Source organism: Algicella marina, assembly GCF_009931615.1.
Taxonomy (GTDB): domain Bacteria; phylum Pseudomonadota; class Alphaproteobacteria; order Rhodobacterales; family Rhodobacteraceae; genus Algicella; species Algicella marina.
Genome location: NZ_CP046620.1, coordinates 3,297,464 through 3,314,132, shown reverse-complemented (window position 1 = coordinate 3,314,132; position 16,669 = coordinate 3,297,464). Strand labels below are relative to the sequence as shown.

The window sequence follows — 16,669 nt, the reverse complement described above, 5'->3', positions numbered from 1 at the left end:
CAACCGATGCACTGAAGCCATCTCACGGATCAATAATCCTTTTCGTAGAAGATGCCGATGCTGCTGTCACCGTCGTTACCGAAGGTGGCTCGCCCACGCAGGCTGTCGGTGATGTCGATATTGATTGTTGCCCTGGCGTCGCCATCGTCCTCCGCCTCCACGTCCAGATACACGTTGTCGCGCAGGTATGCGCCAGCACGCACACCCACTTCTCCGTCATCACCTGTCACGATGTCGAGGTTGGAAAGGCCGGTGGAACTGCGCAGATTGTCCAGCAGACCACCACCGCCGCCGCCGGCCAGAGAGGCCGCTGCGGTAGCAAGCTGGGCCACCTGGAACGGTGTGAGTTCACTCAGGTTCCGCTGAAAGATCAGCAATGCCAGCACTTCGTCCTGAGGCAGTTCCGGGCTGGAGGTGAGCGTGATTTCCGGGTCTGAAACTCGCCCCTCCACAATCAGGTTGACGGTCGTATCGGTGGCGATCGTCGTTGCCACCAGACGAATACGCGGATCGAAGTCGCCGGAGAGGTTGACGGAACCTTCATCGAAATCGATTCGCTGACCGAGGATGCTGATCCGCCCTCGGATCAGGTCGAATTGGCCAATGGGCCGCACGTTCGATATTGGACCGCGCACCACGACGGTGCCGCCAAGTTCCGTGTCCAGCCCCCGCCCCCGTACAAAAATCTGGTTCTGGGCGGAGATGGTGATGTCCAGCCGCAGGTTACTGCCGCTGCCGGCAGGAGATGGCTCTTCCCTCTCTGGCAGGCCCGCACGTTGCAACGTCATCGCCGCATCGCGCGGCAGGCTAAGATGTTGAACGTCGAGCAGGACGCCCTCTCGGATACCAAAGCTGCTGGGCACCGTAATCTCTGTCTTGCCAATGTCGACCTGGCCGGAAAGCCGCCCGTCTCCGAGCAGGGGCCCATTTATTTCCAGATTGGCCGAAACGGTCGTCTGCACGAGTTCACCGTCAGAGTAGCGGGCATTGTCTATCCTCATTGCCAAATCTGCCGGAAGGCCACGCCCGAAGCCCAGACGGCCCTGCGCCTGCAGGCTGCCGCCTTGTTCGAACTGGCCAGAAATGTTGCGGATGTTCAGGCCGGTTCCGGAGTAATCCGCGTTCAGTGCAAGGTTGTTGAGCCTCAGGTTGCGCAACGGATCGACGATCGTGCCGCCATTGACAGTGGCGGAGCCGGAGAAGGCGGGGCTGGACCATGGGCCGCGCACGTTGCCATTCGTTGTCAGGGTGCCGCTGATCTGGGTTGCCTGCTCTGCCAGTGCGACGTTGGCAAGAGAAAGCGGTAAGTTGCCCCGGAAGGATATATCCACGGTTTGGCGGGTAATGGGCACCGTACCGCTGGCGTTGAACTGCAAGCCGTTGCCACCCGTCAGTTCCGCCGTGCGCACCGTCAGAACTTCGTCCGCGAAGTCACCCTCGGCCCGGATCGCCACCGGCCTGACGCCGTTCTGCCGCATGGCATCGGCTGAGATGCCCGTGCCGGCAATTGAAAACCCAGCCGTCGGGCTCTCCAGTGTGCCCGCGACCGTGAACTCACCGTTGGCCTGTCCCGTGATGCCGCGATCACCAGCGAACGCATTGATTATCGCCAGATCCAGACGCTCGATCCGGCCTTGGAGATCGAAACTGCCAGCTTCGTTTGCCAGTGGCACCGCCCCAGCAATTCTGGCATCCAGAACGGAGCCTGCCTGCAGGGATGCATCTACCTGCAGGCGCTTGGCATCCGTGCGCCCCTGCGCGGATACGTTCAGTTCCGGCAGACCCTGCTGCGTGATCGGTGCCGCCGTCAGGCCGGTCGCATCAAGTTGGAAATCGATGTCCGGATTTGCCTTCGGCCCACCGATCTCGGCACGGCCGGTCACCTGCCCGCGAACTGCCAGATCGGGCACCACGAGGTCGGCGACGGAAAGGGGCAGATTGGCGATATCGACGGAGATGTCCCACTGCTCGTCCAGCGAACCCGCTGCCCGCAAGCTTCCCTCATCGACCGAAAGTTCCAGAGGCGTGAAGTCGATGGAAGTGCCGACCACGGAAAGCGTCGCCGGCTCCTGCAAAACGGCCTCATGCTCACCATCGCGCAAAACAAGGTCGGACAGATCGAGCCGATAGCCGGGATCCAGATTGGAAAGCCCGCCGGCCAGCACGAATTCGGTCCCGCGCACGAGTCGGCCGGATGCCTTCAGGTCCATAGCCTGCCCGGAACGCTCAGCGCTCAGCGAAAGATCCTCGATTTCCTGCCCGCCCAGCACCGCACCGGACGCGCGCGCCGTGCCGGCAGCCAGAGGCACGCCGAATATATCGAGAACATCAACATTGAGGTCGAGCGCCCTTATCTGCTGCCCGCCTACCGCCAGATCATTGACGTAACCGGCAACTTCCAGCCTCTGGCCGCCACCGGAACGGGAAATAACGGTCCTCAGATCGGCACTGCCCTCTACTTCCATAAGCGCCAGCGCCGCAGGTACCGACAGATCGGGCGAGATCACCCTTGCCGATCCCGCGAACTTGCCGTCAGCGCCCTGTCCGACCGTGCCGGAAACCTCCGTCTCGCCGAGCGACAGGGCGAAGTCCTTGAATGCCCGCAGCCGGTCATCCACAGCCAGCATACCGCGCAGATTCAATGCGGCGTCGCCGATCATCCCCTCTCCGCGCAGCGATCCGTCGATGATCTGGCCACCATTCTCGATTTCGCCAAAAAACCCCACTTTCAGCCCTTCGACAGACCGCTCCACCATCCGTCCGGATGGCATCGTCAACTCTGCCTGAAGGTTGATCCGGTCCGCCGGGCCAATGGCCTGGGCGATCACGCTTACCTCACCGGACCCGTTTGGCGTCAGCAGCCCGATGTCCGCCAAAGCAGCGGTGAGTGCAAAATCCGTATCGGTGCTGGCATATCGCCCCTGCGCCGTCAGCTGGATCTGATCATTGCTGATCGAAAAGCTATCTGCGCTGATCCCGTTTTCGTTTCGCGCGATCTGACCTGAAAGGCTGGTGAGACCCGACAGCAGCACATCCGCCTGTGGCTCCCCGATCATCAGCCCATCGGTCTGGCCCTGCAATTCCAGGTCAAAGGCTCCTGACACCGGCGAGACACTGCCCTCGGAAGAGAACGAGACAGAGCCGCCAAGGTTGCGCCCGGCAAGATTGGCGAATGGTGCCAGGTCGGTCACCCGTGCCTCGACCTTGCCATCGAACATCAGGTCTGCAAACTCGCCCGCAGCGTTCAGCGACACGCCAGAACCCGCGATCACAAGATTCTCCAGGGTTACCGGCGCATTCGCCTGCCATGCAAAGGCGGCAGATGCGTCGATCCGCTCTCCCAGTGCCTCGGCAATTTCGGCCCTGGGCGAGGTGATTCCGCTGATCGCCGCCGTCACGTCGCCGGAAAGCGCCCGCGCTGCCGGCTCCTGCAGGTTCTGCGCCTCGCCGTCGATTGCCAGCCGAACGTCAGCCGCACGCACATCGCCACTGACCAGATCATGAAGTTCGAACTCGCCGCCCCATTCATCACCGCTGCCCTGTCCGAATGAAAAGGTCAGCGTACCGCCCTGAACCGTCGTGTCGCCGCCACCGAATGGCAATGTGAGCGCGTCACCGTTGGGCGAGCCGACGGTGCCGTTGAGCTGTGCAGAGGCTAGAAAGCCGCTTGCTTCCGTAACCGCGCTGCCGTTGAGATTAAGCCCGCCGGTGACAACGCTGAATTGACTGACCGCGAAACCGCCATCCGCCCGCGCTGTTCCCGCTGCCGCGACACTGGCATCTCCCGCGAAGAACGGCGCGTATTCCGCCGGCACGATATTCTGCAACTGTCCCGTCAGGTCCGCTTCGAAAGCCTGCAATCCCTCGTTTTGGAAAAGATGCAGGTTGCCCTGCGCCAATGGCGACTCATCAACTTCCAGCGCAAGCACGATTTCGATATCGGATAGAGGCCCGCTGCCCTGAACCTCAAGATTGACAGCCGGCCGCTCCGGAAGGTTCAGAGCACTGGCAAGGATACCTTCTGGAGGTTCTGCGAATTTCAGATCGACATTCAGCTCTTCGCTCGCACTGCTGAAACTGGCCGCAAGATCGAATTCACCGCCGGGACCGTCAAGGCGTTGCATCGCCAATGTGGTCTCGAACTCGCCGTCGATTATTGACAGCGCCCCCTCGACCTCCATCTCTGCGGCAAGTCCGAACAACGCCTCGCCAAAAACCAGTTGGTCGATCTTCAGGCCACCGAGTTCGATCGAGACGGGCAGGTCCGGCACGCTGAACGGCTCCGCTTCTGCCTGGGGCAGGGCGTTCGGATCGGGGATCGGTTTGCGCGGAATCGCAATACGTTCCGCCGACAATTCCTCCACCTCGACCCGTCCCCGTAACAGGGCAGAGCGATTCCAGTCGATGACCGCATCATCGATCTGTAGCCAGATACCTTCAGGGTCTGAGATCGTGATCCTCTTGACGCTGGCGGAGCTCGAAAGCACACCGGAGACGCCTGATAACCTGATGGTCCGCGTTTCCGTCGATAACTGGTCTTCCAACAAGTTGATGATGAAACCGTTGTCATCGTCACCGGCCTCCACCTCATCCTGGGCCTGAACCGGCAGGGCAAGGGGAACGATCAGTGCAAGGAGTGGAATGAACCGCATCAGAACGCCTGTCCGAGACCGATGTAAAACGCGACAGTCGGGTCACCTGAACGGCCATTCAGCGGTGTGCCAACATCCAGCCTCAGCGGCCCCAGCCCGGTGCGGTACCGCAATCCGAGGCCAGCGCCGAGCAACGGATCGACACCAGAAAACGGCAGCGTATCGTCGGTGACGTAACCACCATCAAGGAACCCTACAACGCCGATGTTGGTCGTTATCTTCTGCCGGATCTCTGCCGAAAAATCGAGAAGCGAACGCCCGCCGAGAGTGTCGCCGTCAACTTCCGTGCCGATGGACTTGTAGGTGTAGCCGCGAACCGACCCACCTCCACCGGCAAAGAACAGCATGTCAGGCGGCAGATCCCGCAATTCCCCGCCGAGCACGGTACCCAGCCCGATCCGCCCGGCAAGTACGGTTCCCCGTTCTGCCCCGAAGGAAATGTAGCCGCGCGCGTCCAGTGTACCCTGCACGGCGGCAGAGTCGTATTCGACTTCGTAGAAGGGCGTAAGGCTGCCGGAAAGATAGTAGCCCCGTGTCGCGTCGCTCGGATCATCGCGCTTGTCGAAAGTCAGTTCGGCCGGTGCGGAAAGCGTCAGGAATTCGCGGGTTCCGGTATCATCTTCAACGCGGGAATACGACGTTTCAAAAAACAGGCTGCCATCCAGCCGATCGGTAAAGATACGGCGAAATCCGCCGTAGATTGACACCGAGCGCTCACGGTACAGATCGTATACGTTCTGTTCCACAGACCCCCCGAGTTCGAGATCGGTATCGGGGTTGAAGACGCCGGGAATTCGATAGCTCACACTGGCGAGGTAGTCGTAGTCTTCCGGCTCCGTAACATTGCCAATACCACCGACAGCGGCGTCGAACCGCAACCGCTCCGCGCGGCCCAGCACATTGCGATGCAGCCAGAATGCCTCCAACCCAAGACCGTCAAGCGTCGAGAGGGTTGCGCCGACACCGATGCGTCGCGGCTTTCGGTCGCGCAGTTCCGCGACCACCGGCAACAGACCGTTGTCACGGATCACTTCACCCTCGGCGATACGCACGGAATTGAAGATGCCCAGCCGGGTCAACCTGTCCCGAGCCTTCTTGATGGCTTCCGGTGTGAAGGGATCACCCCGCTCAATGCCTGCCATATAGCGGACGAAGCGCGGACTTACCTGTTCCGTCCCGCGCACACCCAGCTGCGTGAAGGCAGCCTGTCTGCCCGGATCAAGTGTGATGGTGGCATCCACACGCCGCCCGGGGTGGTCGGCGATGACGGATCGATCAGAAACCTTGGCCAGCGGAAACCCCGCCCGCCGCCAGGCATCGACAGCTTCGTTGCCGACTTCGTCAATCACATCCGCCCGCGCTGTTTCCCCGGCAATGAAATCCCGACGAACCGCATCCAGTGGCGCGTTTTCACCGAGGCTGAATTTCGGAGGCCGGTTCTCAAACCGCGTTTCACCAAAGCGGTACTCCGGCCCGGGATCGACGGAAATCGTCACCTGAACAGGCTCGGCCAACTGTGTCGTATTGGAAAGGTTCCCGGCCTCCTGTCCATTGATCCGAATGTTGATTGCGCCGGAGTAAAAGCCCTCCGTGTACAATGTCGCCAACAGCCGCCGATAGTCTGCTTTGGCCGTCACGATTAACCCGGCGGAGCCGGAGGCCGGCATATCCCGTCGTTGATAGACATCGGAGGAGGAAAGCAAATTGTTTCGCAATCCCTTGTCGGATGTCCGGATGTCCGGTTCCGCCGTATAGGAAAGAGGATTCAGGATTTCGACACGATCGTCGTTTTCCGCATCACCTTCAAAAATCCGAAAGCCGAAAAGCTCGAACGCGCTGGCCGGTGCCGAAATACATAAGGCTATGGCACCGACGGCAATCAGTTTCTGATACGGCACTTTAGGCACTTACTCCCTACAAACCTGCTTATTGTTCTAGTGCAATCCAGCAGAATTTAAGCCCCTCCACCACAGTATTTTCCGACGACAAACGAAATGAAGCCTGCCGGGTAGGGGCAGGCTTCGGCGATAATCCGCTGAAATCGAATGTATCAGCCTGCGATCAGGCCAAGGCTCTCCAGTTTCAGGATCACCTGCTGTGCGCAGTTGTCGACATCCACATTCTGGGTATCGAGTTTCAGTTCTGCCTTGGTGGGTTCTTCGTAAGGATCTGAGATACCGGTGAATTCCTTGATCTTGCCCTCGCGCGCCAGCTTGTAGAGGCCTTTTCGATCCCGGCGCTCGCATTCCTCGATGGACGTAGCGACATGGACTTCGACAAACGTGCCATACTGCTCGATATCCTCGCGCACGGCCCGACGGGTCGCGGTGTAGGGTGCGATGGGCGCACAGATCGCGATACCACCATTTTTCGTGATCTCGGATGCCACGTAGCCGATGCGCCTGATGTTCAGATCTCGATGCTCTTTCGAGAATCCGAGCTCCGAAGACAGGTTCTTGCGAACCACGTCACCATCCAGCAGTGTCACCGGGCGGCCGCCCATTTCCATCAGTTTGACCATCACAGCATTGGCAATCGTCGATTTGCCGGAACCGGAAAAGCCGGTGAAGAAGATCGTGAAGCCCTGCTTTGCCTTGGCAGGTTTCGTGCGACGCAACTCCTGCACGACTTCAGGGAAAGAGAACCACTCGGGGATCTCCAGGCCCTCGGCAAGGCGGCGGCGCAGTTCGGTGCCGGAGATGTTCAGAACGGTCATGCCTTCCTGCACCTCGTCCGCGGGCTCGTACTGCGCCTTTTCCTGCACCCACACCATGTGTTTGAAATCGACCATCTCGATGCCGATTTCCTCCTGATAAGTCTTGAACAATTCCTGCGCGTCATACGGCCCGTAGAAATCCTCACCCGCGCTATTCTTGCCCGGTCCCGCGTGATCCCGGCCCACAATCATGTGCGTACAGCCGTGGTTGGCGCGGATGATCCCGTGCCAGACCGCCTCACGCGGGCCGGCCATACGCATGGCCAGGTTCAGCAGTGAAAGCGATGTGGTGGCGGACGGATATTTGTCCAGAACCGCCTCGTAGCAGCGCACTCGCGTGAAATGGTCGATGTCGCCGGGCTTCGTAAGGCCGACAACGGGATGGATCAGCAAGTTGGCTTGCGCTTCCTTCGCTGCCCGGAACGTCAGTTCCTGGTGGGCGCGGTGGAGCGGGTTGCGTGTCTGGAACGCCACGATCCGCCGCCAGCCCATCTTGCGGAAGAAGGCCCGCAACTCATTGGGCGTGTTACGCCGGGCACGGTAATCGTAGTGCACCGGCTGCTGAATGCCTGTGATCGGACCGCCGAGGTAGACTGGCCCGGCAATGTTGTGCAGATAATTCACCGCCGGATGCGCCAGGTCATCGGCTCCGAACACCTTTTCCGCCTCACGTGCCTTGTTCGGCACCCATTTGTCGGAAACGGAGAGGATCGCCAGAATCACGCCCTCCTGATCTCGCAGCGCAATGTCCGTGCCCGGTTCGATCTTGTCGGCGAAGGCTTCGCTGACATCCAGAGTGATCGGCATCGGCCAGAGCTTGCCATCCGCCGTCCGCATGTTCTCGACAACCGAGTCATAATCCTCTTCGGTCAGAAAACCCTTCAGAGGCGCGAAGCCGCCATTCATCAGCAATTCGAGATCGCAGATCTGACGGGGAGAAAGATCCCAGGAGAGCATTTCGCCCGCTTCCGTCTTGAGCTTCGCAGCACTCTCCTGCGAGACGTAAAGTTCGGGAATAGGCATCGTGTTTTGATTGTTCATGAATCTGTCCTGGATTTCAGACTTTGGAATTTGCTTGCCGTGTAGCAGCAAAGGATTGCGGATCAAAGGGCAACTCTCTACGCAAACGCGCTGATTTTCGCTCATTTTGGGCCAAAATCAGGAAATTCAGGCCATTTTATTACTCTGGCAGTCAAATATCTCAACGGTCGTATTTTTGCTTGATTCTATCTGTAGATGAAAGCGAAGCAAATGAAGGGGCTTAATGGGTAATTTGCACAATACGATGACGCGTGGCCAGAAGGCAGCAGTATTGCTCAGCCTTGATGGCATCTTCATGTGCATTGCCTTGTTCACCGCCCTACAATTGCGGCTGGGCGAGTTGTGGCCGGTTCAGTATTTTCCCGAAGCGACAGGGCTGTTCATCCTCATGCCGCTGATCGGCATGGCGTTTTCCTGGTGGATGGGCATTCCCCGCATCGTCCTGCGTACGTTCGAGCGCCGCGCGCTGCTCCGGCTTGGCCAATTCGCCCTCATCATGGCGGTCGTCTGTGCCATACTGGATTGGGATTACCGTTTCGGACTACCCCGTTCCATTCCCGGCATCTGGGCCGCCGTCTTCTTGTTCTACGCAGTCTTCAGTCGGCTGTTCCTGCTCGATCTGATGGATCGGTTTCAATCACGCACAACACCGAAGAAGGCGGTGCTCATCTATGGCGCGGGCAGCACAGGCCAGCAACTCATGGCCGCGCTGCAGGGATCGCCGGATGTGAAACCGGTCGGCTTTCTCGATGACAATCCCGCCCTGCGCCGCGTGGAGGTGTCGGGATTGCGCGTCTTCCAGCCCGATGATTTGCAGACCCTGGTGGACCGGCGCGGTGTTGCTCAGGTCATTCTCGCGATGCCGTCCCTCGCCCCGGCGAAGCAACGCCGCATCCTTGAAAGGTTGAAGGTCAGCAAGGTCGAGGTTCTGACGCTGCCGTCGTTCGAAACGATGCTCGACGGCCGCGCCCTGCGCGACCAGTTGCGCCCGGTTTCGGTTGATGATCTGCTCGGTCGGGACACGGTCGATCTCTCCAGCGCAGAGATTTCATCTGCCTACACCGGCAGGACCATTCTGATTTCCGGAGCCGGGGGCTCCATCGGGTCGGAGCTTTGTCGCCAGATACTGGAGACGTCGCCCGCGCGGATCGTTCTCTATGAACAGAGTGAGTATGCGCTTTACCAAATCGACATGGAATTGCGCGCGATTGCACCCGCAACCGTGCAGATCGTCGCTGTCCTCGGCTCCGTTTGCGATTCAGCGCGGGTCTCTCGCACCCTTCAGATGTATGACGTCGAAATCGTCCTGCATGCCGCTGCCTACAAGCATGTGCCGTTGGTGGAAGACAACGCCGTCGAAGGCGCACGCAACAACATCCTCGGCACGCGCACCCTAGCGGATGCGGCCGAGGCCGCTGGCGTGCAGCGATTCATCCTTGTCTCCACCGACAAGGCCGTACGGCCCACCAACATCATGGGCGCAACGAAACGCATGGCGGAATTGGTGATCCAGGATCGCCAGACACGCTCCCGCGGGACGATTTTTACCATGGTGCGGTTCGGCAATGTCCTCGGCTCCTCCGGCTCGGTCATTCCGTTGTTCCGCAAACAGATTCAGGCGGGCGGGCCCGTCACCCTGACACACCCCGACGTCACCCGCTACTTCATGACAATACCGGAGGCCGCACAACTGGTTCTGCTGGCCGGCAGCTTCGCCGAGGGAGGTGAAGTGTTCGTTCTTGACATGGGCAAGCCGGTGAAGATCCGCGATCTGGCCCGCAGCCTGATCGAACTCTCCGGCCTCAGCGTCCGGGACGACGGCAATCCCGATGGCGACATCGCCATAGAGGTTACCGGCCTGCGACCGGGCGAGAAGCTCTATGAGGAACTTCTGATCGACGACAGCACCATCGCCACGCCGCATCCGAAGATCCTGCGGGCGGCGGAAGGCCACCTGTCACAGACGGAAACCGCGTCGAGCCTGCATGAGATAGAAGGCGCAGTTACCTCCGGCGACATTCCATCCCTGCGCAGCACGCTGGAGCGACGGCTGGACGGCTACAAGCCAAGCAACCCGGCAGAACGTCTGTCTTCCTGATCGATCAAAAAACAATAGGTGCGCTCGTCTGCCATGAGTGCAGATACACCGCCCTGCGCGGATGCACAGACGACGACGTTACCCTCTCGCTCGTACCTGCGAAGATTGGCGCAAATTCTGTTGACTGAATGCCGGCAAAATCTGCGGAGCGGGCCCTAAACCCGACATACGAATAGCTGGAATCGGAAGCGAGACTTGTCAGGTTTCGGCGAGCTGTCGCAAATCGCGTGAACCTAGCAGGGTGGCAGTCCGGTGTCTGTCCACCCGCGCCAATGCGTTCCGGGATCTCGCAAAACTTGGTCGCAGTGAGGAAATGCGGGTGCAAAACCGAACGGGCCGCACGTTTCATATCCACAAAAAGAAAGAGCGGGCCGAAGCCCGCTCTTCCAAATCCAGTGATCCGGTTGGATCAGAAGGACATCGCGAAGCCCATGCCCGCGTTGATCACGTCGTCGCCGGAGATGTTGGACGTGGAAACGGCACCCACGAGGGAGAGACCGCCACCGAGGTCGTATTCACCGAACACACCGTAGGATTCGTCTTCGACGTCACCCGTTGTGATGTGCGTGTTGGCACCAACAGTGATTGCGCCCGTGGAGTAAGCAACGGATGCTTCGATCGTGTCCGTGTCAACACCACCGATTTCTGCCAGCTGGTAGGAACCTTTGATGTCCAGGCCGGAGAAGCCAACGGAAGCACCGATGTGGATGACTTCGTCTTCGTCCTGCTCTGTGTAGGCAACTGCGAAGCCAACGTCAGCGGAACCGAAGGAACCGGCATAGCCGAGACCAACTGCGTAAACGTCGTCTTCAACGCCTGTGCCCTGCTCAACGGATGCAGCGAACGTTACGCCGGAGTAGGTGATGTCGTAGCGCAGGATGATGCCGTCGTTCGCACCGTCAAGGCCGGAATCCCATGCGTAGTAGTCAGCTTCGTCAGCCAGACCGCCGGTGTCGATACCGATGGACACGAAGTCGAAACCGGAGTCGACGTCACCGAGCGTCAGGGTACCGAAGGAACCGGACACGAAGACGTTGAAGTCGTCGATGTCTTCGCCAGTACCGGCGTTGGAAGCGTCGTGCTCGATTTCAACGTTTGCACCGAAAGAGATGCCTGCGTCGGACGTGCCGGACAGCGTGATGTCCAGGCCGTAGTCGCCAACGAAGTCGATACCGTCGTTCGGGGCGCCATCTGCGTCGGTGTAGGTGATACCCAGTTCGGCGGAACCGGAGAAGGAGACCGGGCCACCTTCGTGTGCGTCAGCGAAAGCAGCGCCGCCAAAAGCGACCAGTGCCGTCGTTGCGAAGAGAACGTTTTTCATCGTTTTCCCTCAGATTAATGTTTCAGAGTGCACCTCACTCCAGGTCCACCCGGATGAGTACGTTCGCTTCATGCTCAAATTCCGGGCGTCGATCAAGCAAATGCCCCACGGCCCTTCTGTGAAAAAGTTTCGTGATGCAGCAAAGACACACTGTGGCAAAGGGCTCAGCAACCCTTCTCTCTTGTGGCAGGATGCCCAGTTCGTTAGAAAATCCGGAAAGCTTGACGGGGCAGGAGTACAGCCATGGCGGCCAAGGCAACATTAGTGACGATCTGCGTGGCGACGATGCTGCTTGGCGGGTGCGGAAGCGACGCTGACAGCAAAGTGACGTCTTCTGCTGGTCGCGACGAAGTCGAACGGCCGACACAGCGCCGCTCTTCCTCGTTCTTTGACCTGTTCGGTGACAACGAGGAAGATCAGAAGATCGGCGTCAATCGTTATCTCTGGGCGGCCTCGCTCGACACGCTTTCAATTCTTCCCATCTCCTCGGCGGATCCGTTCTCCGGCGTCATTGCCACGGACTGGGGACGCGTCAACGGTGCGTCGCAGCCTTATCGTGTCACGGTTTACATCACCGAACCGGCGCTTGAGGCCCGCTCTCTTCGCGTAGCGGTGTTCCGTCAGTCCGGCGGGCGGGCAATCGCGGTAAGCGACGACGTCGCCAAGGAAATCGAGAACGCCATCCTCACCCGCGCGCGCCAGATCCGCGTGGCAGAGGCGGGGCGGCGCAGCTGAGGCTGCACCCCAAGTAAGGAAGTACCAATGTCCCGCCTGAATGCGCGCGAGATCGAACCCAAATGGCAGGCCGCGTGGGAGGAAGCAGCTGTTTTTACAGCCGAGCAAGATCCCTCCCGGCCAAAATACTACGTGCTGGAGATGTTCCCCTATCCCTCCGGCCGTATCCACATGGGCCATGTGCGCAACTATACGATGGGTGACGTTGTCGCCCGCTACAAGTTGGTGAATGGCTTTTCCGTCCTGCACCCGATGGGATGGGACGCCTTCGGTATGCCGGCCGAAAATGCCGCAATCGAAAAGAAGACCCACCCCGGCACCTGGACGTACCAGAACATCGCCGACATGCGCGACCAGATGAAGCCGCTGGGCCTGTCCATCGACTGGTCCCGTGAATTCGCCACCTGCGATCCGGAATACTACGGCCAGCAGCAGGCTCTTTTCCTCGACATGATGGAAGCGGGCCTCGTCTACCGCCGCAACGCCACCGTGAACTGGGATCCGGTGGATATGACAGTTCTGGCCAACGAACAGGTGGAGAACGGGCGCGGTTGGCGCTCGGGTGCGCTGGTCGAGCGCAAGGAACTCACGCAGTGGTTCTTCAAGATCTCCGAATATTCCGAAGAGCTTCTGGCAGCGCTCGACACGCTGACCGACTGGCCCGAAAAGGTGCGCCTGATGCAGGCCAACTGGATCGGAAAGAGCCGTGGTTTGCAATTCGCCTTCGACGTGCTAGGCGCCCCCGCAGGCTTCGAGCGGCTGGAGGTCTATACCACGCGCCCAGACACGCTGATGGGCGCGAGCTTTGCCGCGATCTCGCCCGATCACCCGCTGGCCAGGACGCTGGAGGCCGAGCGCGCCGACATCGCCGCCTTCAACACCGAATGCCGCCAGATCGGCACCTCGGAGGAAGCGCTGGAGACGGCCGAGAAGAAGGGCTTCGACACCGGGCTGAAAGTGGCGCATCCACTCGACCCCGATTGGCACCTGCCCGTCTACATCGCCAACTTCATCTTGATGGATTACGGCACGGGCGCGATCTTCGGCTGCCCCGCCCACGACCAGCGAGACCTTGATTTCGCTCGAAAATACGGGCTCGATGTGATCGACACCTTCGTCGCGCTCGAAGGCGGCACGCCGGTCGAGAACGAGGCCTACACCCCGCCGAAAACGGAAACGGTGCACTTCACCAAACCGATTGCCGGCGGGCCGGACATGACCGGTAATGAGGCCATCGACGCGGCCATAGCCTTCTGCGAACAGAAGGGCTTTGGCAAAGGCGTCACCAAGTTCCGCCTGCGCGACTGGGGCGTCTCACGCCAGCGCTACTGGGGTTGCCCGATCCCGGTGGTGCATTGCGACGATTGTGGCGTGGTGCCGGAGAAGAAGGAAAACCTGCCCGTCCGCCTGCCGGACGACGTAAGCCTCGATCAGCCCGGCAACCCGCTGAACCGTCACCCGACATGGCGAGACGTACCGTGCCCCGCCTGTGGCAAGCCGGCCAAGCGTGAGACCGACACGATGGACACTTTCGTCGACAGCTCGTGGTACTTCGCCCGCTTCACCGCACCTCGCGCCGAAACGCCGACGGACTTGGCGGCAGCCGAATACTGGATGAACGTCGATCAGTATATCGGCGGGGTCGAGCACGCGATCCTGCACCTGCTCTACTCGCGTTTTTTCGCCCGCGCGATGCAACGCACGGGCCACCTGCCTGAAAGCGCGGTGGAGCCGTTCAACGCGCTGTTCACTCAAGGCATGGTGTGCCACGAAACCTACGCGCTGCCGGGCGAAGGCCGGACACGCTGGGTTGCACCGGATGAGGTGATCCGCACAGACGATGGCGCAACTCTGCGGGCAACCGGTGAAAAAGTTATCGTCGGCCCGTCGATAAAGATGTCGAAATCAAAGCGGAATGTCGTCGATCCTGTCGATATTGTTGATCAGTACGGAGCAGACACCGCCCGTTGGTTCGTGATGTCGGACAGCCCGCCGGAACGCGATGTGGAGTGGACGGCAGCAGGTGCGGACGCGACATGGAAGCACCTGCAACGCGTTTGGCGCTTGGCCGACGAAATCCGCACGGTTGAGGCGGCAGACGGCGAGAGCGAGGAATCGCTGACCCTGCGCCGGACCACCCATCGTACGATCCGTGACGTGACTGACGGGATCGAAGGCTTTGCTTTTAACAAGTCGCTGGCCAAACTCTACGAACTGACCAACGCCATTGCGAAAGCCGCAGGTGATGCTCCGGGCCTTGCGGTCGCCAGACGCGAGGCGATTGCCGTCATGGCGCAATTGATGCAACCGTTCACGCCACATCTGGCCGAAGAAATCTGGGCCGCACTCGGTGGCTCGGGCCTTGTCGCTCAGGCGCCATGGCCGAAGCCGGAAGAAAATCTTCTGGTCGAGGACAGTGTCACCTTGCCCATCCAGATCAACGGCAAACGCCGCACTGAAATCACGGTTCCCGCTGCAGCAGACAAATCCACCGTCGAGGCTCTGGCACTCGAAGATGCCGCGGTGCAACGGGCACTTGATGGCGCGACCCCGAAGAAAATCATCGTCGTGCCCGGTCGGATTGTGAATGTCGTGGTCTGACCGCCGCACTCTGCTCGCTGGGCTGGCCGCCACGCTGGCCCTGCCCGGCTGCGGTTTCGAACCGCTCTACGGCAAGGGTTCTGCCGCCGCCCGCCTGCAGAACTCCATAGCCGTGGCACCGCTCGAAGGCCGGTTCGGCTTCGAGATGCGCCAGCGTCTGGAGACGCGGCTTGGCCGTGCCGAAACTCCCCGCTACTTCCTGCGCATCGAACCGGAGATCTCCTCGGAAGGTCAGGCGATCCGCTCCGACAACACGATCACCCGCGTCAGCGTTACCGGCAGGGCTGCATTCACGCTGTTCGACTATGCGTCCGAAGTGCCGGTCTTCTCTGACAGCGTACGCAATTTCACGGCCTACAGCACTACCGCCTCGGCCTTCGCCACCGACATCACCAGCCAGGACGCGGAACGGCGGCTTGCGGTCTCGCTGGCCGATCAGATCGTGCTGCGACTGGCCGCCAGTGCGGGGGAATGGATGCCGTGAAGCTCAACCCGCGCGACGCCGGTAGCTTCTTCACCAGGCCCGACACCAGCCGGAGCGGGATCCTGATTCACGGACAGGACGCGATGCGCGTGGCGTTGAAACGTCAGGATTTGATCCGGGCTCTGATTGGACCGAACGGCGCCGAGGAAATGCGCCTGGAACGGATGAGCGGCAGCGATCTGCGCCGCGACCCGGCGAGACTTGACGATGCGATCAAGGCACAGGGGTTCTTTCCTGGTCAGCGTGTCGTACTGGTCGAGGACGCGACCGACGGACTTGCCAAGTTGATGGAGCAGGCTCTGTCGAGCTGGCAAAAAGGTGACGCAATGCTGGTCGTCACCGCCGGGCAACTCAACGCCCGGTCCGCCCTACGCAAGCTGTTCGAAGGTGACAGGCAAGCGCTGGCAGCGGCCATTTACACTGACCCTGCCAGCCGCGAGGAACTGGAGGCCGAACTTGTCCGCGCCGGCATCCGCGAAGTTCCCCCAGCCGCAATGAACGATCTGATGGCGCTTGGCCGGGTCCTCGACCCCGGCGATTTTCGCCAGACACTGGAAAAACTGGCGCTGTTCAAACTAGGCGACGAGTCGCCCCTGACTGGCGAAGACATCGCCGCGGTGGCGCCGCAGGATGCCGATGCCGACATCGACGATGTGATCCACATGGTGGCTGAAGGGTCAGTGGCCACGCTGGGCGATGCCCTCGCCCGCCTAGGTGGCCAGGGTACGAACCCGACGACGCTTTGCATCGCATTGATGCGTCATTTCCGGCTGCTTTATGCCGCCGCGTCCGACCCACAGGGACCGGAGAGCGCCCTCTCCCGCGCCCGGCCGCCGGTATTCGGCCCAAGGCGCGACAGGATGGTGCGGCAGGCACGCGGCTGGGGCGTAATGCGGTTGGAACCGGTGCTGGCACTGATCACCGACACTGACCTCTCGCTCCGCTCTGCCCGGCCGTTGCCAGGCATGGCAGTGGTCGAAAGGCTCCTGATACGCATTGCCATGCAGCACGGAAGGTAGGT

General features: G+C 60.6%; 9 protein-coding genes. 5 read left to right on the top strand and 4 right to left on the bottom strand.

The genetic code is table 11. The features are described from left to right. Positions 1–29: 29 nt before the first annotated feature. The 3 genes from GO499_RS16265 to GO499_RS16255 all read right to left on the bottom strand — a co-directional run bounded on the left by GO499_RS16265 (position 30) and on the right by GO499_RS16255 (position 8,409). Positions 30–4,652 (bottom strand): translocation/assembly module TamB domain-containing protein, encoded by a 4,623-nt coding sequence (locus tag GO499_RS16265; RefSeq protein WP_161863165.1) that lies wholly within the window; start codon positions 4,650–4,652, stop codon positions 30–32. Then, positions 4,652–6,550, bottom strand: a complete 1,899-nt coding sequence (locus GO499_RS16260; protein WP_161863164.1) for an autotransporter assembly complex protein TamA — start codon at positions 6,548–6,550, stop codon at positions 4,652–4,654. Before GO499_RS16260 ends, GO499_RS16265 begins: the two co-directional genes overlap by 1 nt. Before the next feature lie 152 nt (positions 6,551–6,702). After that, positions 6,703–8,409 (bottom strand): bifunctional sulfate adenylyltransferase/adenylylsulfate kinase, encoded by a 1,707-nt coding sequence (locus GO499_RS16255; RefSeq protein ID WP_161863163.1) that lies wholly within the window; start codon positions 8,407–8,409, stop codon positions 6,703–6,705. Between the two features lie 223 nt (positions 8,410–8,632). On the opposite strand from GO499_RS16255, the gene GO499_RS16250 reads away from it, so the two are divergent. Next, the gene (locus tag GO499_RS16250) at positions 8,633–10,507 is read left to right on the top strand and encodes a polysaccharide biosynthesis protein (RefSeq protein ID WP_161863162.1); all 1,875 of its coding nucleotides are present in this window, start codon (positions 8,633–8,635) and stop codon (positions 10,505–10,507) included. Positions 10,508–10,916: 409 nt separating this feature from the next. Here the strand turns inward: GO499_RS16250 and GO499_RS16245 are convergent, their stop codons facing one another. After that, positions 10,917–11,828, bottom strand: coding sequence for a porin (locus GO499_RS16245; RefSeq protein WP_161863161.1), 912 nt, complete (start codon positions 11,826–11,828; stop codon positions 10,917–10,919). 243 nt (positions 11,829–12,071) lie between these two features. Between GO499_RS16245 and GO499_RS16240 the strand changes: the two genes are divergently transcribed. From GO499_RS16240 to holA, 4 genes are read left to right on the top strand one after another with little or no spacing between them, the layout of a single operon-like run. Then, positions 12,072–12,563 carry a DUF3576 domain-containing protein gene (locus GO499_RS16240; RefSeq protein WP_161863160.1) on the top strand — a complete coding sequence of 164 codons (492 nt, stop codon included), beginning with the start codon at positions 12,072–12,074 and terminating at the stop codon, positions 12,561–12,563. Between the two features lie 27 nt (positions 12,564–12,590). Continuing rightward, the gene (leuS, locus tag GO499_RS16235; RefSeq protein ID WP_161863159.1) at positions 12,591–15,164 is read left to right on the top strand and encodes a leucine--tRNA ligase; all 2,574 of its coding nucleotides are present in this window, start codon (positions 12,591–12,593) and stop codon (positions 15,162–15,164) included. Next, entirely contained in the window at positions 15,151–15,648 is a 498-nt protein-coding gene (gene lptE / locus GO499_RS16230; RefSeq protein ID WP_161863158.1) for an LPS assembly lipoprotein LptE, read from the top strand. The genes leuS and lptE overlap by 14 nt, the downstream gene beginning before the upstream one ends. After that, entirely contained in the window at positions 15,636–16,667 is a 1,032-nt protein-coding gene (gene holA, locus GO499_RS16225; RefSeq protein ID WP_431309873.1) for a DNA polymerase III subunit delta, read from the top strand. Before lptE ends, holA begins: the two co-directional genes overlap by 13 nt. Positions 16,668–16,669 lie beyond the last annotated feature (2 nt).

Bases quoted from the DNA above. Each gene is read 5' to 3' on its own strand.
- leuS (WP_161863159.1), top strand. From the start codon at position 12,591: ATGTCCCGCCTGAATGCGCGCGAGATCGAACCCAAATGGCAGGCCGCG.
- GO499_RS16255 (WP_161863163.1), bottom strand. From the start codon at position 8,409: ATGAACAATCAAAACACGATGCCTATTCCCGAACTTTACGTCTCGCAG.
- GO499_RS16250 (WP_161863162.1), top strand. From the start codon at position 8,633: ATGGGTAATTTGCACAATACGATGACGCGTGGCCAGAAGGCAGCAGTA.
- GO499_RS16245 (WP_161863161.1), bottom strand. From the start codon at position 11,828: ATGAAAAACGTTCTCTTCGCAACGACGGCACTGGTCGCTTTTGGCGGC.
- GO499_RS16265 (WP_161863165.1), bottom strand. From the start codon at position 4,652: ATGCGGTTCATTCCACTCCTTGCACTGATCGTTCCCCTTGCCCTGCCG.
- GO499_RS16240 (WP_161863160.1), top strand. From the start codon at position 12,072: ATGGCGGCCAAGGCAACATTAGTGACGATCTGCGTGGCGACGATGCTG.
- lptE (WP_161863158.1), top strand. From the start codon at position 15,151: ATGTCGTGGTCTGACCGCCGCACTCTGCTCGCTGGGCTGGCCGCCACG.
- holA (WP_431309873.1), top strand. From the start codon at position 15,636: ATGGATGCCGTGAAGCTCAACCCGCGCGACGCCGGTAGCTTCTTCACC.